The organism is Pseudomonas sp. BN505 (genome assembly GCF_029873175.1).
Taxonomy (GTDB): domain Bacteria; phylum Pseudomonadota; class Gammaproteobacteria; order Pseudomonadales; family Pseudomonadaceae; genus Aquipseudomonas; species Aquipseudomonas putida.
The window spans coordinates 105,582-126,510 of sequence record NZ_SSOI01000066.1; the positions used below are offsets into that span (position 1 = coordinate 105,582).

General features: G+C 62.8%; 20 protein-coding genes and 1 tRNA gene. 11 read left to right on the forward strand and 10 right to left on the reverse strand.

Annotated features, from left to right (window positions below):
- Positions 1-422: 422 nt before the first annotated feature.
- The 6 genes from E8E78_RS21675 (at position 423) to cysG (ending at position 8,007) form a co-directional block, all read left to right on the forward strand.
- Entirely contained in the window at positions 423-2,909 is a 2,487-nt protein-coding gene (locus tag E8E78_RS21675; protein WP_280314328.1) for a DNA translocase FtsK, read from the forward strand.
- 62 nt (positions 2,910-2,971) lie between these two features.
- Positions 2,972-3,595, forward strand: coding sequence for an outer membrane lipoprotein chaperone LolA (gene lolA, locus E8E78_RS21680; protein ID WP_041167665.1), 624 nt, complete (start codon positions 2,972-2,974; stop codon positions 3,593-3,595).
- A gap of 12 nt (positions 3,596-3,607) precedes the next feature.
- Positions 3,608-4,933 (forward strand): replication-associated recombination protein A, encoded by a 1,326-nt coding sequence (locus E8E78_RS21685; RefSeq protein WP_028613325.1) that lies wholly within the window; start codon positions 3,608-3,610, stop codon positions 4,931-4,933.
- Positions 4,930-5,304 (forward strand): fluoride efflux transporter CrcB, encoded by a 375-nt coding sequence (gene crcB, locus E8E78_RS21690; RefSeq protein WP_016498860.1) that lies wholly within the window; start codon positions 4,930-4,932, stop codon positions 5,302-5,304. Before E8E78_RS21685 ends, crcB begins: the two co-directional genes overlap by 4 nt.
- A 30-nt stretch (positions 5,305-5,334) precedes the next feature.
- A complete protein-coding gene (serS, locus tag E8E78_RS21695) occupies positions 5,335-6,615 on the forward strand; it encodes a serine--tRNA ligase (protein ID WP_049275342.1) in 1,281 nt (426 codons plus the stop codon).
- Entirely contained in the window at positions 6,616-8,007 is a 1,392-nt protein-coding gene (gene cysG, locus E8E78_RS21700; RefSeq protein ID WP_049275343.1) for a siroheme synthase CysG, read from the forward strand.
- A gap of 129 nt (positions 8,008-8,136) precedes the next feature.
- Here the strand turns inward: cysG and E8E78_RS21705 are convergent, their stop codons facing one another.
- The 8 genes from E8E78_RS21705 to E8E78_RS21740 form a co-directional block, all read right to left on the reverse strand.
- Positions 8,137-9,096 (reverse strand): glutathione S-transferase family protein, encoded by a 960-nt coding sequence (locus tag E8E78_RS21705; protein ID WP_059395775.1) that lies wholly within the window; start codon positions 9,094-9,096, stop codon positions 8,137-8,139.
- 94 nt (positions 9,097-9,190) lie between these two features.
- The gene (locus E8E78_RS21710; RefSeq protein ID WP_059395793.1) at positions 9,191-10,192 is read right to left on the reverse strand and encodes a glycosyl transferase family protein; all 1,002 of its coding nucleotides are present in this window, start codon (positions 10,190-10,192) and stop codon (positions 9,191-9,193) included.
- Between the two features lie 11 nt (positions 10,193-10,203).
- On the reverse strand, positions 10,204-10,539 hold the full coding sequence (locus tag E8E78_RS21715) for a TusE/DsrC/DsvC family sulfur relay protein (protein WP_016498865.1): 336 nt from the start codon (positions 10,537-10,539) through the stop codon (positions 10,204-10,206).
- Positions 10,536-10,832, reverse strand: coding sequence for a sulfurtransferase complex subunit TusB (gene tusB / locus E8E78_RS21720; RefSeq protein ID WP_016498866.1), 297 nt, complete (start codon positions 10,830-10,832; stop codon positions 10,536-10,538). Before tusB ends, E8E78_RS21715 begins: the two co-directional genes overlap by 4 nt.
- A complete protein-coding gene (gene tusC, locus E8E78_RS21725; protein ID WP_016498867.1) occupies positions 10,832-11,191 on the reverse strand; it encodes a sulfurtransferase complex subunit TusC in 360 nt (119 codons plus the stop codon). The genes tusB and tusC overlap by 1 nt, the downstream gene beginning before the upstream one ends.
- A gap of 1 nt (position 11,192) precedes the next feature.
- A complete protein-coding gene (tusD, locus tag E8E78_RS21730; protein ID WP_016498868.1) occupies positions 11,193-11,585 on the reverse strand; it encodes a sulfurtransferase complex subunit TusD in 393 nt (130 codons plus the stop codon).
- A 174-nt stretch (positions 11,586-11,759) separates the two neighbouring features.
- Positions 11,760-13,139, reverse strand: a complete 1,380-nt coding sequence (locus tag E8E78_RS21735) for a uracil-xanthine permease family protein (RefSeq protein ID WP_059395776.1) — start codon at positions 13,137-13,139, stop codon at positions 11,760-11,762.
- Positions 13,140-13,576: 437 nt separating this feature from the next.
- On the reverse strand, positions 13,577-14,248 hold the full coding sequence (locus E8E78_RS21740) for a Bax inhibitor-1/YccA family protein (protein WP_003251184.1): 672 nt from the start codon (positions 14,246-14,248) through the stop codon (positions 13,577-13,579).
- A gap of 134 nt (positions 14,249-14,382) precedes the next feature.
- Here E8E78_RS21740 and E8E78_RS21745 point away from each other — a divergent pair.
- The 3 genes from E8E78_RS21745 (at position 14,383) to arfB (ending at position 15,419) form a co-directional block, all read left to right on the forward strand.
- Positions 14,383-14,470: transfer RNA gene (locus E8E78_RS21745), tRNA-Ser, on the forward strand.
- 90 nt (positions 14,471-14,560) lie between these two features.
- A complete protein-coding gene (trbK, locus tag E8E78_RS21750; protein ID WP_016498870.1) occupies positions 14,561-14,809 on the forward strand; it encodes an entry exclusion lipoprotein TrbK in 249 nt (82 codons plus the stop codon).
- A gap of 196 nt (positions 14,810-15,005) precedes the next feature.
- Entirely contained in the window at positions 15,006-15,419 is a 414-nt protein-coding gene (gene arfB / locus E8E78_RS21755) for an alternative ribosome rescue aminoacyl-tRNA hydrolase ArfB (protein ID WP_280314315.1), read from the forward strand.
- A 440-nt stretch (positions 15,420-15,859) separates the two neighbouring features.
- On the opposite strand, the gene E8E78_RS21760 is transcribed toward arfB, so the two are convergent.
- Together E8E78_RS21760 and E8E78_RS21765 are read right to left on the reverse strand one after the other, a co-directional pair.
- Positions 15,860-16,501, reverse strand: a complete 642-nt coding sequence (locus E8E78_RS21760) for a 3-oxoacid CoA-transferase subunit B (protein WP_003251131.1) — start codon at positions 16,499-16,501, stop codon at positions 15,860-15,862.
- A gap of 8 nt (positions 16,502-16,509) precedes the next feature.
- Entirely contained in the window at positions 16,510-17,205 is a 696-nt protein-coding gene (locus E8E78_RS21765; RefSeq protein WP_049273909.1) for a 3-oxoacid CoA-transferase subunit A, read from the reverse strand.
- 389 nt (positions 17,206-17,594) lie between these two features.
- On the opposite strand from E8E78_RS21765, the gene E8E78_RS21770 reads away from it, so the two are divergent.
- Both E8E78_RS21770 and E8E78_RS21775 read left to right on the forward strand, forming a co-directional pair.
- Positions 17,595-19,760 carry a methyl-accepting chemotaxis protein gene (locus E8E78_RS21770; RefSeq protein WP_280314310.1) on the forward strand — a complete coding sequence of 722 codons (2,166 nt, stop codon included), beginning with the start codon at positions 17,595-17,597 and terminating at the stop codon, positions 19,758-19,760.
- A 129-nt stretch (positions 19,761-19,889) separates the two neighbouring features.
- Entirely contained in the window at positions 19,890-20,768 is an 879-nt protein-coding gene (locus tag E8E78_RS21775; protein WP_061203129.1) for a LysR family transcriptional regulator, read from the forward strand.
- The last annotated feature ends 161 nt before the right edge of the window (positions 20,769-20,929 follow it).

A 20,929-nucleotide genomic window follows, 5' to 3' on the forward strand; every position in this document is an offset into this window, starting at 1 on the left:
AGGGGAGAGGGCAGCATGGCGCGGGTGAAAAGCAGGGTCAATCTCTTTGGCTGCTTCGCGGGCACGCCCGCTCCCACAGAAACCCCACGGTCTTCAGGCTTGCGCAGGCCTGTGGGAGCGGGCGAGCCCGCGAAGAGGCCGGCACAGGCCAGGAAATCAGGCAATTTCCTGCACATTCATGAAACCGCAGGCACCATCCGCTACATTTGCTGTCACACCTGTGCAAAAACACAGCATAAGCCTTTGTCACAAAAGAAAATGCATGCTCAAATTGCAGCCATGTGAAAGTCGCCCCCGGCAAACCCCCATGCGGCGTGCCGCCATGGCGGCTGGCGGGCAGTAATGTTAAAAGTAGTGGTTCATTGGCCGCACAGCCGGCCGATCACTATTGGACGCGCACCACGCGCAGGAATAGACGCGTTTTGAAGAAATCCACCGCAACCCCAGCTCCTCTGCCTGTGCCCCTGTGGCGGCAGCAGCTGCATTACCGCCTCAAGGAAGGTGCGTTGATCGCGATCGGCGCCCTGTGCCTGTACCTGTGGATGGCGCTGCTGACCTACGACACCTCCGACCCGGGCTTCAGCCACACCAGCAACGTCGACCAGGTGCAGAACGCCGCCGGGCGGGCCGGTGCCTACTTCGCCGACATCCTGTTCATGGTGCTGGGTTACTTCGCCTACATCTTCCCGCTGTTGCTGGCGGTCAAGACCTGGCAGATCTTCCGTGAGCGCCATCAGCCGTGGGACTGGAGCGGCTGGCTGTTCTCCTGGCGATTGATCGGCCTGGTGTTCCTGGTGCTGTCCGGTGCAGCGCTGGCGCATATCCACTTCCATCCGCCGGCGAGCATGCCGTTTTCCGCGGGTGGCGCGCTGGGCGAGAGCCTTGGCGAGCTGGCGCGCAACCTGCTGAACGTGCAGGGCAGTACGCTGATGTTCATTGCCCTGTTCCTGTTCGGCCTGACCGTGTTCACCGATTTGTCGTGGTTCAAGGTGATGGACCTGACCGGCAAGATCACCCTCGACCTGTTCGAGTTGGTGCAGGGCGCCGCCAACCGCTGGTGGGAGGCGCGCAATGAGCGCAAACGCCTGGAGGCGCAGCTGCGTGAGGACGAGCCAGTCTTCAAGGCACCGCCGACGGCCGCCGACAAGCGCGAGCCTGCCAAGCCGGCGTTGCGCGAGCGTATCTTCAAGCGTGAAGAAGCGCCCGCCCAGCCTGTTGTGCAGCGCGAACCGACCCTTGCTCGTGAGCCCGTGGTGCCGCGCGAGTCGGTAGTGGCGCGTGAAGCCGTGGTGCCCCGCGAGCAGCCTGCGGGCCCGACCATCGTGCCACCGGCAGCGGCCAAGGCGCCTGAGCCGAGCAAGCGCGTGATGAAAGAGAAGCAGGCGCCGCTGTTTGTCGACAGCGCCATCGAAGGCACCCTGCCGTCCATCTCCATTCTCGACCCGGCAGAGCAGAAAAAGATCGAGTACTCGCCAGAATCCCTGGCCAGTGTCGGCCAGTTGCTGGAAATCAAGCTCAAGGAATTCGGCGTGGAAGTGGCGGTGGACTCGATCCACCCCGGCCCGGTGATTACCCGCTATGAAATTCAGCCGGCCGCTGGGGTGAAAGTCAGCCGCATCGCCAACCTGGCCAAGGACCTGGCGCGTTCGCTGGCTGTGACCAGCGTGCGGGTGGTGGAGGTCATTCCTGGCAAGACCACCGTGGGGATCGAGATCCCCAACGAAAACCGGCAGATGGTGCGCTTCTCCGAAGTGCTGGCCACGCCCCAGTTCGACGAGCAGAAATCGCCGGTCACCCTGGCCCTGGGCCACGACATCGGCGGCAAGCCGGTCATCACCGACCTGGCCAAGATGCCGCACCTGCTGGTGGCTGGTACCACCGGCTCCGGTAAGTCGGTGGGTGTGAACGCGATGATCCTGTCGATCCTGTTCAAATCCGGCCCGGAAGACGCCCGGTTGATCATGATCGACCCGAAAATGCTCGAACTGTCGATCTACGAAGGCATCCCGCATTTGCTGTGCCCGGTGGTCACCGACATGAAGGACGCCGCCAACGCCCTGCGCTGGAGCGTGGCCGAGATGGAACGGCGCTACAAGCTCATGGCGGCCATGGGCGTGCGTAACCTGGGCGGCTTCAACCGCAAGATCAAGGATGCCGAGGAAGCCGGCGAGGTCATCCATGACCCGCTGTTCCGCCGCGAGAGCATGGACGACGTGCCGCCTGCGCTGAAAACCCTGCCGACCATCGTGGTTGTGGTCGACGAATTCGCCGACATGATGATGATCGTCGGCAAGAAGGTCGAAGAGCTGATCGCCCGTATCGCCCAGAAAGCGCGGGCGGCCGGTATCCACCTGATTCTTGCCACCCAGCGCCCGTCGGTGGACGTGATCACCGGCCTGATCAAGGCCAACATCCCGACCCGCATGGCGTTCCAGGTGTCGAGCAAGATCGACTCGCGCACCATCATCGACCAAGGTGGCGCCGAGCAGCTGCTGGGCCACGGTGACATGCTGTACATGCCGCCGGGTACCAGCCTGCCGATCCGCGTGCACGGTGCGTTCGTCTCCGACGACGAAGTGCACCGCGTAGTGGAAGCGTGGAAGCTGCGCGGCGCGCCGGACTACAACGACGACATCCTCAACGGCGTGGAAGAGGCCGGCAGCGGCTTTGAAGGCGGCGGCGGTGGTGGCGATGGCGATGATTCGGAAAGCGACGCCCTGTATGATGAGGCCGTGCAATTCGTGCTGGAAAGCCGCCGTGCGTCGATCTCGGCCGTGCAACGCAAGCTGAAGATTGGTTACAACCGCGCCGCCCGCATGATCGAAGCCATGGAAATGGCTGGCGTGGTCACCCCGATGAACAGCAACGGCTCGCGGGAAGTGATTGCCCCGGGCGGCCCGCGCGACTGACGAACACCTTGCCGGGCGCCAACGATGGCGCCCGGCCTTTTCAATGCTCAATGAGGATTACCATGCGCGCGATTCGCATGCTGTTGGTTTCTGCCCTTGCTCTGGGCAGCGTTTCGGCTTTTGCCGGTGAGCAAGATGTACAACGCCTGACCCAGCTGCTGGAAAAGTCGCAGACCATCGAGGCCAACTTTTCCCAGCTGACCTTGGGGGCCGACGGCACCAGCCTGCAGGAGACTGCTGGCCAGATGATCGTCAAGCGCCCGGGCCTGTTCTACTGGCACACCAATGCGCCACAGGAGCAGGTGGTGGTGTCTGATGGCAAGATGGTTACCCTGTGGGACCCGGACCTGGAACAGGCTACCGTCAAGAAGCTCGACGTGCGCCTGAACCAGACCCCGGCACTGCTACTGTCCGGCGACGTGTCGAAAATCAGCCAGAGTTTCGACATCGCCTCGAAAGAGCAGGGCGAAGTCATGGACTTCACCCTCAAGCCGAAGACCAAGGACACCCTGTTCGACTCGCTGCGCGTGTCGTTCCGCAAGGGCCTGATCAATGACATGCAACTGGTCGACAGCGTCGGCCAGCGTACCAACATCCTGTTCAATGGCGTCAAGGCCAACCAGGCGGTGCCGGACAGCAAGTTCAAGTTCGACATCCCCAAAGGTGCTGACGTGATCAAGGAGTAACCGGAGCTCGTCATGGACCTGTTTCGAAGCGAACCTGTCGCCCAGCCCCTGGCCGCCCGCCTGCGCCCGTCCAACCTGGACGAATACGTCGGCCAGGAGCACCTGCTGGCACGCGGCAAACCGCTGCGTGAGGCGCTGGAGCAGGGTGCGCTGCACTCGATGATCTTCTGGGGGCCGCCTGGGGTGGGCAAGACCACCCTGGCGCGGCTGCTGGCGCAGTTCTGCGATGCGCACTTCGAAACCGTGTCTGCGGTGCTGGCCGGAGTCAAAGAGATTCGCCAGGCAGTGGAAGTGGCTAAACAGCAGGCGGGCCAGTACGGCCGGCGTACCATTCTGTTCGTTGACGAAGTGCACCGCTTCAACAAGTCGCAGCAGGATGCCTTTTTGCCCTATGTGGAAGACGGCACCCTTCTGTTCATCGGCGCCACCACCGAGAACCCGTCGTTCGAGCTGAACAACGCGCTGCTGTCGCGGGCGCGGGTGTATGTGCTCAAGAGCCTGGACGAGGCGGCCCTGCGCAAGCTGGTCAACCGTGCGCTGACCGAAGAGCGTGGCCTGGGCAAGCGCAACCTGCGGGTGGGCGACGACGCCTTCAAGATGCTGATGGCCGCCGCCGACGGTGATGGCCGGCGCATGCTCAACTTCCTTGAGAATGCCTCGGACCTGGCGGAAGACGGCAGCGAAATCGACGTCGAGATGCTGCAGAGCCTGCTGGGTGACAGCCGTCGCCGCTTCGACAAGGGCGGCGAGGCGTTCTACGACCAGATTTCCGCGCTGCACAAGTCGGTGCGCGGCTCCAACCCCGATGGCGCCCTGTACTGGTTTGCCCGCATGCTCGACGGCGGCTGCGACCCGCTGTACATCGCCCGCCGCGTGGTGCGCATGGCCAGCGAGGACATCGGCAACGCCGACCCGCGCGCGCTTAGCCTGTGCCTGGCGGCCTGGGACGTGCAGGAGCGCCTGGGCAGCCCCGAGGGCGAGCTGGCGGTGGCGCAGGCCATCACCTACCTGGCCTGTGCGCCGAAGAGCAACGCGGTGTACATGGGCTTCAAGACCGCCCTGCGCGAAGCGGCCGAGCATGGCTCGCTGGAAGTGCCGTTGCACCTGCGCAACGCCCCGACCAAGCTGATGAAACAACTGGGCTATGGCGACGAGTACCGTTATGCCCACGATGAACCCGATGCCTACGCCGCCGGTGAAGATTACTTCCCCGATGAGTTGGAGCCTCGCCAGTACTACCAGCCGGTGCCCCGTGGCCTGGAACTGAAGATTGGCGAGAAGCTGCGCCACCTGGCCGACCTCGATCGCAACAGCCCCCGCCAGCGGAGAAAACCGTGATTGCACTCATTGCCGCCGTCAGCGCGGGCGGTATCGTCGGCACCTTGTTGCGCTTTGCTACCGCCAACTGGGTAGCGGCCCACTGGCCACGGCACTTCTATGCCGGTACGCTGGCGGTCAACCTGGTTGGCTGCCTGCTGATCGGCCTGCTCTATGGCTTGTTCTTGCACAAGCCACTGGCGCCGGTCGAGCTGCGCGCTGGCTTGATTGTCGGCTTCCTCGGAGGCCTTACAACCTTTTCCTCTTTCTCGCTCGATACCGTGCGCCTTATGGAAAGCGGGCAAGTGCCCCTTGCCTTAGGCTATACCAGTATCAGCGTGGTGGGCGGGCTGCTCGCGACCTGGGCCGGCCTGTCCCTTACCCGATTCTGAACCAACACCTACCTATAACGAGAGAACGATATGCTCGATTCCAAACTGTTACGCGGCCAACTTCAGGAAGTGGCGCAACGCCTGGCCTCCCGTGGCTTTAGCCTGGATGTCGCGCGCATCGAATCACTGGAAGAGCGCCGCAAGGCGGTGCAGACCCGCACCGAGCAGCTGCAGGCTGAGCGTAACGCTCGTTCCAAGTCTATCGGCCAGGCCAAGGCCAAGGGCGAAGACATCGCGCCACTGATGGCAGACGTCGAGCGCATGGCCAACGAACTGGCTGCCGGCAAGACTGAACTGGACGGCATTCAGGCCGAACTGGACGGTATCCTGCTGACCATCCCTAACCTGCCGGACGCCAGCGTACCGGTCGGTGCCAGCGAAGACGACAACGTCGAAGTGCGCCGTTGGGGTACGCCGACCGCCTTTGACTTCGCAATCAAGGACCACGTCGCCCTTGGTGAAGTCAGCGGTGGCCTGGACTTCGAGGCCGCAGCCAAGCTGTCTGGCGCCCGCTTTGCCGTGCTGCGTGGCCCTATCGCACGCCTGCACCGCGCCCTGGCGCAGTTCATGATCAACCTGCACACCGGCGAGCACGGCTACGAGGAGCACTACACCCCGTACCTGGTGCAAGCGCCTGCCTTGCAGGGCACTGGCCAGCTGCCGAAGTTCGAGGAAGACCTGTTCAAGATCACCCGCGAAGGTGAAGCTGACTTCTACCTGATCCCGACTGCCGAAGTGTCGCTGACCAACCTGGTAGCGGGTGAAATCCTCGACGCCAAGCAGCTGCCGCTGAAACTGGTTGCCCACACCCCTTGCTTCCGCAGTGAAGCCGGTGCTTCTGGCCGTGACACCCGCGGCATGATCCGCCAGCACCAGTTTGACAAGGTGGAGATGGTGCAGGTGGTGGAGCCGGCTAAGTCGATGGAAGCCCTGGAAGGCTTGACCGCCAACGCCGAGCGCGTGCTGCAGCTGCTGGAGCTGCCGTACCGCGTGCTGGCCCTGTGCACCGGCGACATGGGCTTTGGCGCCGTGAAAACCTACGACCTGGAAGTGTGGGTACCGAGCCAGGACAAGTACCGCGAAATCAGCTCGTGCTCCAACTGTGGCGACTTCCAGGCACGCCGCATGCAGGCCCGCTGGCGCAACCCGGAAACCGGCAAGCCAGAGCTGGTGCACACCCTCAACGGCTCCGGCCTGGCCGTAGGCCGTACCCTGGTTGCCGTGCTGGAAAACTACCAGCAGGCTGACGGCTCGATCCGTGTGCCAGACGTGCTGAAGCCGTACATGGGCGGCGTCGAGGTCATCCGCTAAATGGATTACCTGCCGCTGTTCCACAAGCTGCAGGGCGGCCGCGTGCTGGTCGTCGGTGGCGGTGAGATCGCCTTGCGCAAGGCGCGCCTGCTGGCGGATGCCGGTAGCGAGCTGCGCGTGGTGGCGCCGGATGTCGACGGCCAGTTGGCTGCGTTGGCCCGGGAAGGTGGCGGTGAGGTGCTGGTGCGTGGCTATCAGGCAGCCGACCTGGTCGGTTGCCGGCTGGTGATCGCGGCTACCGACGACCCTGGGCTGAATGCCCAGGTGTCGGCGGATGCCCAGGCACTCAGCCTGCCAGTCAACGTGGTGGATGCCCCGGCCCTGTGCACGGTGATCTTCCCGGCGATTGTCGACCGTTCACCGCTGGTGATTGCGGTATCCAGTGGCGGTGACGCCCCGGTGTTGGCGCGTTTGATCCGCGCCAAGCTGGAGGCCTGGATTCCGTCGGCCTATGGTGAGCTGGCCGGGCTGGCTGCGCGTTTCCGGCACAAGGTCAAAACCTTGTACCCGGACGTCAACCAGCGTCGCGGCTTCTGGGAAACCGTGTTCCAGGGGCCGATTGCCGAGCGCCAGCTGGCCGGGCAGGGCGCTGAGGCCGAACGCCTGCTGCAGGCGATGGTCGATGGCGCGCCGGTGCAGCAGGGTGGTGAGGTGTACCTGGTAGGTGCGGGCCCGGGCGATCCGGACTTGCTCACCTTCCGTGCCTTGCGCCTGATGCAGCAGGCCGACGTGGTGCTGTACGACCGCCTGGTGGCACCTGCAATCATCGAGATGTGCCGCCGTGATGCCGAGCGCATCTACGTGGGCAAGCGCCGCGCCGATCATTCCGTGCCGCAGGACCAGATCAACCGCCTGCTGGTCGATCTGGCCCAGCAGGGCAAGCGTGTGCTGCGACTGAAGGGTGGCGACCCGTTCATCTTCGGCCGGGGTGGCGAAGAGATCGAAGAGCTGGCCGAGCATGGCATCCCTTTCCAGGTAGTGCCGGGCATTACGGCGGCCAGTGGCTGCTCCGCGTATGGCGGCATACCGCTGACTCACCGCGACTACGCCCAGTCGGTGCGCTTTGTCACCGGACACCTGAAGGATGGCACCAGCAACCTGCCGTGGAATGACCTGGTGGCGCCGGCGCAGACCTTGGTGTTCTACATGGGGTTGGTCGGTTTGCCGACCATCTGTGCCGAGCTGATTCGCCATGGGCGGGCGGCAAGTACCCCGGCGGCGTTGGTGCAGCAGGGGACTACGCGTAACCAGCGGGTGTTTACCGGTACTTTGGCGGACTTGCCAGAGCTGGTGGCCCGGCATGAAGTGCATGCGCCGACCCTGGTGATTGTTGGGGAAGTGGTGCAACTGCGTGACAAGCTGGCCTGGTTCGAAGGTTCGCAGAACAGCTGAAATTGTCGGGGCCGCTTTGCGGCCCATTCGCAGCACAAGGCTGCTCCTACAGGGGTCGCGTGAAGCCCTGCGTGATTCCTGTAGGAGCAGCCTTGTGCTGCGATGGGCTGCAAAGCAGCCCCGGCTATCTCAAGCCTGCCAGATCCCTTTCCCCACCAACTTCTCTCGATCATGCGGCAAGCCAAAGTCCTGCAACGGCCCCTTAGGCACGATCCCGGTCGGGTTGATGGTCTTATGGCTCATGTAATAGTGCTTCTGGATATGCTCCATATCCACCGTCCCCGCCACCCCTGGCCACTGGTACAGCTCACGCAGCCAGTTCGACAGGTTGTGATAGTCACTCAGGCGGCGCAGGTTGCACTTGAAGTGCCCGTGGTACACCGCATCGAAGCGCACCAGCGTGGTAAACAGGCGTACATCGGCCTCGGTCAGGTACTCACCGGCCAGGTAGCGGTTACGGCTCAGCACGTCTTCCAGATGATCCAGCTCGTTGAACACGTCGTCGAAGGCTGCCTCGTAGGCGTCTTGCGTGGTGGCAAAGCCTGCGCGGTACACGCCATTGTTCACCGCCGGGTAAATGCGCTCGTTCAATGCCTCGATGGTCGGCCGCAGTGGCTCGGGGTAAAGGTCCAGCGTATTGCCGGTCAGCTCGTTGAACGCGCTGTTGAAGATACGGATGATCTCCGACGACTCGTTGTTGACGATGCGTTTCTCTTGCTTGTCCCACAACATGGGCACGGTGACGCGGCCGGTGTAATGCGGGTCATCCTGGGTATAGCGCTGGTGCAGGTACTGCAGGCCGTCAAGGTGGTCACCGCTGGACCCTTGCTGCTGGTCGAAGGTCCAGCCATTGTCTTGCATCAACCAACTGACCACCGACACATCGATCAATGGCTCAAGGCCTTTCAGGGCACGCAAGATCAGGGTGCGGTGGGCCCATGGGCACGCCAGCGAGACGTACAGGTGGTAACGGCCAGCCTCCGGGGCGGGGAGCTGATTGCGGCGCTGGGCGTTTTCGCGTTTGAACGTGCCGTCCTTGCCGTTTTCATACCACTGGTCATGCCAGCGGCCGTCGATCAAAAGGCCCATGGTGAGCTCCTGAAACAAAGTTGTTTGTCGTTGGAGCCCAGTCTAGGCCAAATCGTTCGAACAAATAGCGCAAATATCGGGGTGCTATTATCGGCTAAATCGATCTATTCCGCGTATCCCAGTAGCCCTGCGCTGTCGTGAATGCCTGTTCGCGGTCTTGCCCCAGGCCACGCAGGGCCAGGGCCATGGTCGCGATCAGGGCCTTTTCGCCATAACTGTCTTCCACTTCACCGCGCCAGAACGCGCGCAGGTGCTCGGCCTGCAGGCTGCCCGGTTTGACATGGCGGCGCTCGCTCAGTGCTGGCCACTCTTCGTCCCACGCTTCGCCCGCCGTGGTGCCGTAGAGGTGGCTGATGACATCGGGGTTGACCTCAATCTCGCCGCCATCGCCCTTGATCACCACAGCATGGTCGCCCAGCAGGCGGCTGGCCTCACGGTGCACGGCCTGGTAGCCAGGGTGGAAGATGCTTTGCAGGCCACAGCGTGCGCCCAGCGGGTTAAGTACCCGGGCCAGCGAATGGATGGGCGAGCGCAGGCCCAAGGTGTTGCGCAGGTCGATCATGCGCTGCAACTGCGGCGCCCAGTCGTGCAGCGGGAAGAACGCCAGTTGGTACTGGTCGAGGGCGTTGCCGACGGCGGCCCAGTCGCGGCACAGCGGGATCTGCAGCAGGTCGAGCAGTTGCTCGCTGTACATGCGCCCGGCAGTGTGTGCGCCGCCGCCGTGCATCAGGATGCGCACGCCATTGCCGGCCAGGCACTTGGCCGCCAGCAGGTACCAGGGCAGGTGGCGCTTCTTGCCGGCGTAGGTGGGCCAGTCCAGGTCCACCGCAATGCTCGGTGCCTGTAGGTGGGCGCGCAGGGCCTCGGTGAAGCCGGCCAGCTCTTCGGCGCTTTCTTCCTTGTGGCGCAGCAGCATGAGGAAGGCCCCCAGCTGGGTGTCTTCGACCTTGTCTTCCAGCAGCAGGGTCATCGCCGCGCGGGCTTCTTCGCGGGTCAGGCCGCGCGCGCCGCGCTTGCCTTTGCCAAGAATGCGCACGAATTCAGCGAACGGGTGTTCGGCGGGGGTCTCCAGGGTAAGGGGACGAACTTCATTCAAGAGGGGCTGGGTCATATGCAGTTGGTCGGCTTGGGCAGGCCCGCCAGCTTGGCGGCAAGTTTGGCGGGGGTGCCATTGAACAGGCGGTTCAGGTGCGGGCTGTTGCCCTTTTCCGGGCCCAGCTTCAGGGCCGCGTACTTGATCAGCGGGCGCGTGGCCGGGGACAGCTGGTATTCCTGGTAGAACTGGCGCAGCAGTTCGAGGATTTCCCAATGGTCCGCCGTCAACGGGATACCCTCGCGCTCGGCCAAAGCCTCGGCGGCGGCGCGGGACCAGTCTTGCAGGTCGACCAGAAAGCCGTCCTTGTCCAGGGCGATCGCCTGATCGCCAACGTTGAGCGTACTCATAGCCAGCTGTTGACCTTGTCGTAATGCAGCGACAGTTCGACGAACCCGGCGTAGTCCACGGCCTTGGCCAAGTCGTTGTCGACCGCGCGGGCTTGCACATCCTCGTCCAGGGCGAACAGGCGCTGGGCCAGGCCGGCAGCTTGCAGCTGGCGGTGCGGCTCGCTGCCGCTGCGCAGGGCATACACCGCATCGCCGCATAGCAGCAACGCGTCGTCGGTGCCGAGCAGGCGCAGGCAGCTGGCCAGGCGCTCGTCGCCAAACGGAGAGTGGGCAATTACATGCAGGGTTGTCATCAGAGCGTTACCACCTGGTCGAAACGGGCGATCAGCGCGGCAAGGGCCGCGTCATCCAGCACTTGCACCGGCAGCGCCAGGGCATCGACTGCCAGGCCGCGGCGGGTGAGGCTGTGGCTGCAGGCGAACAGCTCCTCGACACCGAACATCGGCAGCGCCTGCAGGTTGGCGGCCAGGTTCTTCTGTTGCACGGCGGTGGGTTGCTGGCCGGGAGCGAGCTGGAACACCCCGTCGTCGAGAAACAGCATGCCCAGCGGCAGGTCGAAGGCCCCGCCGGCCAGGGCGATGTCCAGCGCTTCGCGGGCTGATGGGCCATTCCAGGGGGCCTGACGGCTGATGATCAACAAGGATTTGGCCATTTCAGTCGCCTCCAAAGCAGACAAGGCGGTCGGCAACCTGCGCCGCTTCATGCAGCTGGCCAAGCCCCGACAGTTCCCAAGGTTTGGGCAGGTTCACCGCCGGGCGCTGGTAACGGTTGGCTTCGGCCTCGTCGAGCACGCCACGGCGCAGGGCGGCGGCGATGCACACCACGGCGTCCAGCTGGTGAGTCTCGATAAAGGCACGCCATTGGCTGGCCACATCCAGTTCGTCCTGGGGCGCGACCACGTTGGCCGAGGCACTGTGCACCCCGTCCTGATAAAAGAACAGCCGGGCAATCTCATGCCCGCCGGCCAGCACCGCCTCGGCGTAGCGCAAGGCGCGCCGCGAGGAGGGCGCATGGGCCGGGGAGAACACCGCGATAGCGAATTTCATGGCTAACTCATGCAAAGGAATGCCGCCATGATAAAGCAAAAAAGCCCGCGCCCGCTTGTGCAAGCGGCGCGGGCTTTCTATGTATCCGTGTGCCCTACGCGCCCCTGTGGGAGCGGCCTTGTGTCGCGATGGGCTGCAAAGCAGCCCCATGGCCCTGTCAGAAGGACACAAGACTCAAGCCTGCTCCTTGCTCTCCGGCAAGAACCAGTTCAGCACCAGCGCACAGATCCCCCCGGTAGCCACACCCGACTCCAGCACATTGCGAATCGCCGCCGGCATATGCGCCAGGAACTCCGGCACCTGCGCCACGCCCAGGCCCAGCGCCAACGACACGGCAATGATCAGCAGCGCACGGCGGTCCAGCCGGGTGCTGGCCAGAATATTGATCCCCGAAGCCGCAACCGCCCCGAACATCACCATGGCCGCGCCACCCAGCACCGGCTCCGGCACTGCCTGGATCACCCCGGCGACGCTCGGGAACAGCCCCAGCAGCACCAGCATCACGGCGATCCAGATACCGATATGTCGGCTGGCAATGCCGGTCAGCTGAATCACCCCGTTGTTCTGGGCAAAGATCGAGCTAGGGAAGGTATTGAACACACCGGCCAGCAGCGAGTTGGCACCGTTGACCAGCACGCCACCCTTGATCCGCTGCATCCATACCGGCCCTTCGACCGGCTGGCGCGACACCTTGCTGGTGGCGGTAACGTCACCGATGGCTTCCAGCGAGGTCACCAGGTAAATCACCAGCATCGGAATGAACAGCGCCCAAGAGAAGCCCAGGCCGAAGTGCAGCGGGGTCGGTACCTGGAACAACGCGGCTTCGTGCATGCCGGTAAAGTCCAGGCGGCCCATGTAGCCGGCCAGTGCATAGCCAACCGCCAGGGCAATGACGATGGCGCAGCTGCGCATCCACACTACCGGCACGCGGTTGAGGATCACGATGATCGCCAGCACCACGCCCGACAGCAGCAGGTTATCGCCGTTGGCAAAGGTGCCATTGGCCATGGCGCCGAAGCCACCGCCCATGCTGATCAGGCCGACCTTGATCAAGGTCAGGCCGATCATCAGCACCACGATACCGGTCACCAGCGGAGTGATCAGGCGTTTGACGAACGGCAGGATGCGCGACACGCCCATCTCCACGAACGAGCCCGCGATCACCACGCCGAAGATGGCCGCCATCACACCTTCTACCGGCGTGCCTTGCTTGACCATCAGCGCGCCGCCCGCAATCAGCGGGCCGACGAAGTTGAAGCTGGTGCCCTGCACAATCAGCAGCCCGGCGCCGAATGGGCCAAAGCGCTTGCACTGCACGAAGGTGGCGATACCCGAGATCACCAGCGACATGGAAACGATCAGGTTGGTATCGCGCGCAGAAACGCCCAGCGCCTGGCAGATCAGCAGGCCAGGGGTAACGATCGGCACAATGATCGCCAGCAAGTGCTGCAGGGCAGCCAGCAGGCCAATCAGCAGCCGTGGCTTGTCCTCCAGGCCAAGCACCAGTTCATTGGCAGGCGCCGACGCGCCTGGGCTGTGTTCGTGTGAGCTCATTGCTGAAAGCCGCCCCGGAAGAAAAAAGGAGCGCATTCTACGGGGTGAAGAGGGATTGCGGTAGAGAAAAGCACGATGGCAGCATGATCGGCGAGCATTCGCCTGATTATCTGACTTTTTAGTCAGTTATTTGATGCTGACTTATCAGGGAAAACAAAGTCCCAGCCTACACCGTTGCCCTTTGTGGGAGCGGGTTCACCCGCGAAGAATGCGACGCGGTGCTTGGCACCGGCGTTGCCGGTGTTCGCGGCTAAAGCCGCTCCCTCAGGTACAGCCATAGCCTGGAATTTGCGCAATACCTGTGGGAGCGGGCAAGCCCGCGAAGAATCCACCGCGGTGCGGGGCAATGGCTAAACTGGCGTTCGCGACCAGGCGCCCCCAATTCCGCGCGCCCACAAAAAAGCCCGCCGAAGCGGGCTTTCTCACACAGCAATCAATCAGTCATCGCGACCCATGATGCCAAACAGCTGCAGCAGGCTTACAAACAGGTTGTAGATCGACACATACAGGCTGATGGTCGCCATGATGTAGTTACGCTCGCCACCATGAATGATCGCGCTGGTCTGGAACAGGATGCAGACCGACGAGAACAGCACGAAGCCAGCGCTGATCGCCAGTTGCAGGCCGCTGATCTGGAAGAAGAAGCTGGCAACGACAGCGCCAAGCAACACGAAGAAGCCCGCAGTGATGAAACCGCTGAGGAAGCTCATGTCCTTGCGGGTGATCAGCACATAAGCCGACAGACCACCAAACACCAGCGCAGTCATGGCAAACGCCGAGCTGACCACTTCAGCGCCACCGGCCATGCCCAGGTAACGGTTGAGGATCGGGCCGAGAATGAAGCCCATGAAGCCGGTGAGGGCGAAGGTGGACACCAGGCCCCAAGCCGAATCACGCAGCTTGTTGGTCAGGAAGAACAACCCGTAGAAGCCGATCAGCACCACGAACACGTTCGGGTAGCCGACGCGCATCTGCTGGGCAACGAATGCCATGACACCGCTGAAGGCGAGGGTAAGCGCCAGCAGGCTGTACGTGTTGCGCAGGACCTTGCTGATCTCCTGCTGCTCGACCTGCTGGCCGTGATGGACGGCGTAATCCTGTTCGCGCATGGCGACACTCCTTGGTAAAACCTGTGGTTTCAGACGTTCAGATGCTAGGAGTCTATCAGAGCTCCTGCAACCCGCGACACAGAGAGTTTGACAGCGTGTTTCATTACGGTATTATGGCGGCCGCAAAACGAGCTGGAAGCGTGGCCGAGTGGTTTAAGGCAACGGTCTTGAAAACCGTCGATGGGCAACTATCCTAGAGTTCGAATCTCTACGCTTCCGCCACATTCAAAGCCCTGATTATTCAGGGCTTTTTGCGTTTTTAGGGCCTGTAAAACGGGCTTCTGGAGCGGGTCTGTTCAAAGGAGTGAGTGAATGTCCATTGTGCCTTTTGCACGTCTGGTTGCAGCGCTTGGCGTTGCCGTGAGCCTTACAGCCATTGCCGAAGACAGGGTGCCTGAACCCAACGAAGCGAATTGCTCGGGTGAAACCTATGAGCAAATCCTGGCGAGCCTCTCCAAGGAGTGGGACCGCAATGAGTTCATCGCCAACTGCAAGAGCTTCCATGCTGCCAAAAAGATGACCAAGTGGAAGTTCGAAAAGAGCCCACCTGACAGCTTCTGAGCACAGCCAAAGCCCCCGCAGAGATGCTGGGGCTTTTTTGCATTGGATTGGGGCATTTCGCGTTGCCTCGATGGCATACCGGGCGAGTGCACAAGTCAGCAACGCCCGACTTCCGCGCTGATTCAAGGAATCGTGTGTTGTTCTATGGGAGCGCGGCCAAGGCTGTGATAATGGCGGCAATGACAAGGGCCATACCATGCTGACCATCTCCAATAACGTGCATCTGCCGGATGCCGAAATCGAACTGACCTATATCCGCGCGCAAGGCGCGGGTGGGCAGAATGTCAACAAGGTGTCCAGCGCCGTGCACCTGCGCTTCGACATCCCGGCCTCTTCATTGCCCGAGTTCTACAAGGAGCGGCTGCTGGCGCTGCGTGACAGTCGCATCACCGGCGACGGTGTGTTGATCCTCAAGGCCCAGCAATACCGCACCCAGGAGCAGAACCGTGCTGACGCACTGGCGCGTCTTGCCGAGTTGATCATCGCTGCCGGCAAGACCGAGAAGAAACGCCGCCCCACCAAGCCGACCCTGGGCTCGAAGACCCGCCGGCTTGAGGGCAAAGCCAGGCGGAGCGCTGTCAAGGCCGGTCGGGGCAAGGTGGATTTCTAGGGCTGATGTTGGACCGTCGCTGGCGAGTCTGAGCATCTGGTGATGCCAGCGTGGCTAGTCCTGCCGCAAAGCGGCCCCCGGATTCTGGGGTTACATCAACTGTTGCTGGGGGCTGCTTTGCAGCCCTTTCGCGGCACAAGGCCGCTCCTACAAAGGACCGCGCGTGTTTCTGAGATTTTCTGGAAGGCGGGTGCTGTCACTCGGCAGGCATTTCTCCCGAGGCATGCACAGGACCTGTGGGAGCGGCCTTGTGTCGCGATTGGGCTGCGGAGCAGGCCCTGGATTTCAGCGCAGATGCACAAATTGCTGGGGCTGCTTTGCAGCCCAATCGCGACACAAGGCCGCTCCCACAAATGGGGCAGTGCAGGCCGGCGCAATGGCAGTTCCCACAGTAGCCATGCAACACCGGCAAGCGGGCGCTTGCCCGCCGGTTCCGCCGATCACTTGATCAGCGGCACACCGCTCAGCTTCTGCAACTCGTCAAAGTCGATATCCGCGCAGATTTCTACCACTTTCAGCCCTTCAGGCGTCACTTCCAGTACGGCCAGGTCGGTGTAGATGCGGCTCACGCACGCAATGCCGGTCAGCGGGTAGGTGCACTCGGGCACCAGCTTGCTTTCGCCGGTCTTGGTCAGGTGGTCCATCATCACGAACACCTGGCGGGCGCCGGTGGCCAGGTCCATCGCGCCGCCTACAGCCGGGATCGAACCTTCGGCGCCGGTGTGCCAGTTGGCCAAGTCGCCCTTGACCGACACCTGGAAGGCGCCCAGTACGGCGATGTCCAGGTGGCCGCCACGCATCATCGAGAACGAGTCGGCATGGTGGAAGAAGGCACCACCGGTCAGCAGGGTGACGTGCTGTTTGCCGGCGTTGATCAGGTCATCGTCTTCCTCGCCCGGCGCAGGGCTTGGGCCCATGCCCAGCAGGCCGTTCTCGCTGTGCAGGAACACTTCCTTGTCGCCCAGGTAGTTGGCCACCAGGGTCGGTGCGCCAATGCCCAGGTTTACGTACGCGCCTTCCTGGATGTCTGCGGCCACGCGCTGGGCCATCTCGGTGCGGGAGAGCTTTTTGGTGATGGTCATGGCAGGCCTCAGACAGCTTTGGCAATCGAAGAAGCGGCAGCGCCGGAAACGGCAACCACGCGCTGGACGAAGATACCCGGGGTGATGATGTGTTCCGGGTCCAGTTCACCGAGTTCGACAACCTGGTCGACCTGGGCGATGGCGGTCTTGGCAGCCATGGCCATGATCGGGCCGAAGTTGCGCGCGGCCTTGCGGTAGGTCAGGTTGCCCCAACGGTCACCCTTGTGCGCCTTGATCAGCGCGAAGTCGGCGTGCAGCGGCATTTCCAGCACGTACATGCGGCCGTCAATTTCACGGGTTTCCTTACCTTCGGCCAACAGGGTGCCGTAGCCAGTCGGCGAGAAGAACGCACCAATGCCCGAACCCGCTGCGCGGATGCGCTCGGCCAGGTTGCCTTGCGGCACCACTTCCAGCTCGATCTTGCCGGCGCGGTACAGTTCGTCGAACACGTAGGAGTCGGACTGGCGCGGGAACGAGCAGACCACCTTGCGCACACTGCCCGCCATGAGCAGGGCGGCCAGGCCGATCTCGCCGTTGCCGGCGTTGTTACTGATAATGGTCAGGTCGCGGGCACCGGTTGCGATCAGGCCATCGATCAGCTCGGACGGCATGCCGGCTGTGCCGAAGCCACCGACCATGATGGTCGAACCGTCGGTGATCCCTTCCACCGCGCTGGCGATGGACTCGTACGTTTTATTGATCAAGGCGAGCTCCTGGTTGTTCCTGGAGTATGGTTGTCGGGCTGGCCGGCGCGTGTGAGGCGATGGGGCCAATCAGCGCTTAAAATTGTTTGCTGACTTTCGCTATAGCGTGCCGCAAGATAGGGCAACAGTAGAGGGGGTTTAGCGGAATTTGTGCGATTATCGAACTGTTGTGCGATGTGCGAGCAGTTCTGGTGGTTATTCGTCACATTCCGGATAAGGGCCTGATTTCATGTGATTCGCGCCTCGTTGGTGCATTCAGGGCCTGCCATAACCTTTCTTGCACAAGTGCTGTGCATTCAATGACTTGAATTCCCTATTAATCACCGCTCCCGCCGTTGGCGTGCGACTTGCTATCAGATTGCCATCCGATGTCGCGTATGGTGAAGATAATGTCGCTTTCCAGTGGTTCCATGCAGTTGTCATCCAGCGAGAAGGGCTGGCTGCCCTGGTTCGGTAAAACCGGAAAGCTCCGAATGGGCTGGGCATGTCACCTGAACCGGGCGAATTACCCGCAGATCGAGCAAACCTTCGAAGCCATCGCCCAGACCCGCATGCGTTTGTTGCATGAATGGGCGTGCGAGCACTGGGAGCACTTGGCGGAACTTGCGGAGCAACTCGCGCAAGGGTTCGCTCAACCCGACAGCACGCTGCTGCGCGACAAGCTGGCACAGGCCGAAGACTTTTCCGAGTTGTTTGTCGTCGATGCTGCGGGCAGCATCATCGCCTCGACCTGGCCACAACGTGGTACGCCACGTATCGAGCAGACTGCAGCTCTGGCCCAAGGGCTGAAGGCGCCCTTTCTGCATGGCCCTTACAGCGACCCGCTGACCCTGCGCATTGGCCCGTCGTCTTCACGCTTCCACGACGAAGTGACGCTGATGTTCTACCAGCCGGTGAAGGCTGGCGGTAAAGTCGTTGGCTGCCTGTGCGGTCGGGTACCCAACGATGTTCTGGGCGACCTGATCCAGCGCGAGGCCGGGCATATTTTCGCCGAGTCGGGCGACAACTACCTGTTCATGGCGCAGTCGCTTTTCGACCCGGCCATCCAGCCTGGCACAGCCCTGTCTCGCTCGCGCTTCGAGGACGGCACTTTTACCCACGGCGAAAATCTCAAAAGTGGTGTGCACACGCCCTGGACCACCGTGCAGGTCCAGCGCCATACCGAGCTGGAACTGCGCTTCACCGACCCCTCCACGCGCGAACTGCACCCGGGGGTAAGGGAAACCATCAGACGTGGTGCCAACCTGTTCGTGACTTACCCGGGCTACTCGGACTACCGCCACGTGCCGGTGGTCGGCAAGGGCGTAACGTTCCAGTTGCCGGGGTCGCCCGACCGCTGGGGCATGATGTGCGAGGCGGACCTGGAAGAGGTCTACCGACGCCGCTCGCTGAGCTATGGCTTGATGAAGCCCTACGTGGCGACCATGGCCGGGTTATTCGGTTGCAACTACCTGGTGCAGCACCATGCCGGCCTGCCGCAAGGGCTGAACGACGTGATTCTGGCCGTGAGCATGCTCGGCGCCACGCTGGTGTTCGGCGTGTTCGGGCCCAAGCGCCTTGCAGCCAGGTTGAATGGCATGAGCGGCGTGCTGCGCACCATCGCCGAGGGTGAAGGCAACCTGCGTCAGCGCCTGGACACCAGCGCCCTGGGCAACGATGAGAGCGGCGACATGGCGCGGTGGATCAACAGCTTCATCGACCGCCTGGACGCGGTGGTGGGGCAGGTGGTGAAGGCCAGTCGCACAGTCGGCAGCACCAACCAGATGATGCTCGGGCGCAGCCAGGAGGCGAGTGTGAGCTCTGCCGATGTGGCGGACGCCGTGCACCAGATGATGATCATAATGGAGGAGCAGCTCGGCGAACTGCAGCAGGCCTCGGTCAGTGCCGAGCAGATGAAGCAGGCCATGGACGAGGTGGTCAGCCGTGCCCGCGAGCAGTTTCTGGCGGTGCAGGCAGGCACCCAGTCGATTCGCGATGTGGTGGCGCGTTCGTCCTCCAGCGTGCAGCGGCTCGACAGCCGCATGGTCGAGATCGACAACATCACCGGGTTGATCAGCGACATCACCAACCAGACCAACCTGCTGGCGCTCAATGCTGCCATCGAGGCGGCGCGTGCTGGCGAGCATGGCCGCGGTTTTGCGGTGGTGGCCGACGAGGTGCGCAGCCTGGCCGCGCGAACCGCGCGCGCCGCCGAAGACATTCGCCACATGGTCGAGAGCCTTCAGGGCGAAACCCGCCAGGCCGTCAGCTTCATGGAGCAGGGCGTACAGGACGTCGACAACAGCCTGCGCCTTGCCGAAGATGCCTCGTCCGAGAACGTTCAACTGCACCAGGCCGTGGAGGGCATGTTCGCGATCATCCAGCAGCTCAACCGGCGTAGCGTGGAATACGGCAAGACCATCGACCAGGTCAACCAGTCCTCCAGCGAGATGCGCCAGACGGCGGTGGTGCTGCAGAGTAGCGCGCAGAAGGTGCGGGTGGATGCTGGCAAGTTGCAGAAGCTGGTGGGGCAGTTCGAGGTGAGTGGCGAGGAGAAGGGGGTAGCTGCAGCTTGAGCAAAGCACCGCATCCGCGAAAGGGTTCGTGCATGCATACAAGGTATGCCTTGCCCTCTGGCATTGCATCATGCACTGCCGCTTCAGGCATCATGTACCCAGCCCCATCCACAAAAGCTGAACCCGCAGATGCCTGACTCCATCAAACCCAACCGTGCCATCTATGACCTGGACATGCTCCGCACCGTGGTCATGGTGGCCGACTGCGGCAGTTTCACCACCGCTGCCGCACGCCTGCACTCCACCCAGTCCACGGTCAGCCAGAAGGTGCGCCGGCTGGAGGAAATGGTTGGCCAGCAGTTGCTCGACCGCAGCAACCGCGAGGTACACCCGACCGATGCGGGGGAAACCCTGCTGGGGTATGCGCGGCACCTGCTGGCAGTGAGCAGTCAACTGACCGAGGCCATGTCGGGCGGGGTGACAGTGACTGTACGCATCGGCCTGCCGGACGATTTTGTCGCAGGCAAGACGATGCAGGCGCTGGCGGCGTTCAACCGGCGTAATCCGACAGTGAAGCTGGAGATTACCGGTGGGTTGAGCCGCGATTTGATGAGTACCTACGACCGAGGCGAGCTGGACTTGGTGTTGATCAAGCAACGGCGCCATAGCCGCGAGGCGAATGCCTGCCAGCCAGAGCGCATCGAGTGGATCGACAGTGCGCAGTACCCGTGTTTTGCCCAAGACCCCATTCCGCTGGTGACCTTTCCGCCGCGGGGATTGTACCGGGATGACATGATCGGTGCGGTCGAGGCCATGGGGCGCAGTTGGCGGATCGCTTTTACCAGTTCGAGCCTGGCGGGGATTCAGGAGGCGGTGGCTAACGGGTTGGGGGTTAGCCTGCTGCCGTCGCGGGTGGTGACGGGTGGGCATCGAGTGCTTGGGGCGGAGCAGGGGTTCAAGCCCATCAAGGTGTTTGAGGCGGCGATTTTTCATCGGCCTACGGCGGACCCTATGGTCATGGCGCTGGCTGAAATTCTGATCGGGATCTTGCGGGGTGAGGAGGAATGAGCCTGCGCAGCCCATTGGCTGCGCCTTCGCTCAGGGTACAAAGCTCGAAACCGTGCCGCGAACCCTGTGGGAGCGGGTTTACCCGCGAAGAAGACAACGCGGTGTATGGCACCGGCGCTGCCGGTGTTCGCGGGTGAACCCGCTCCCACAGGGGCCGCGCA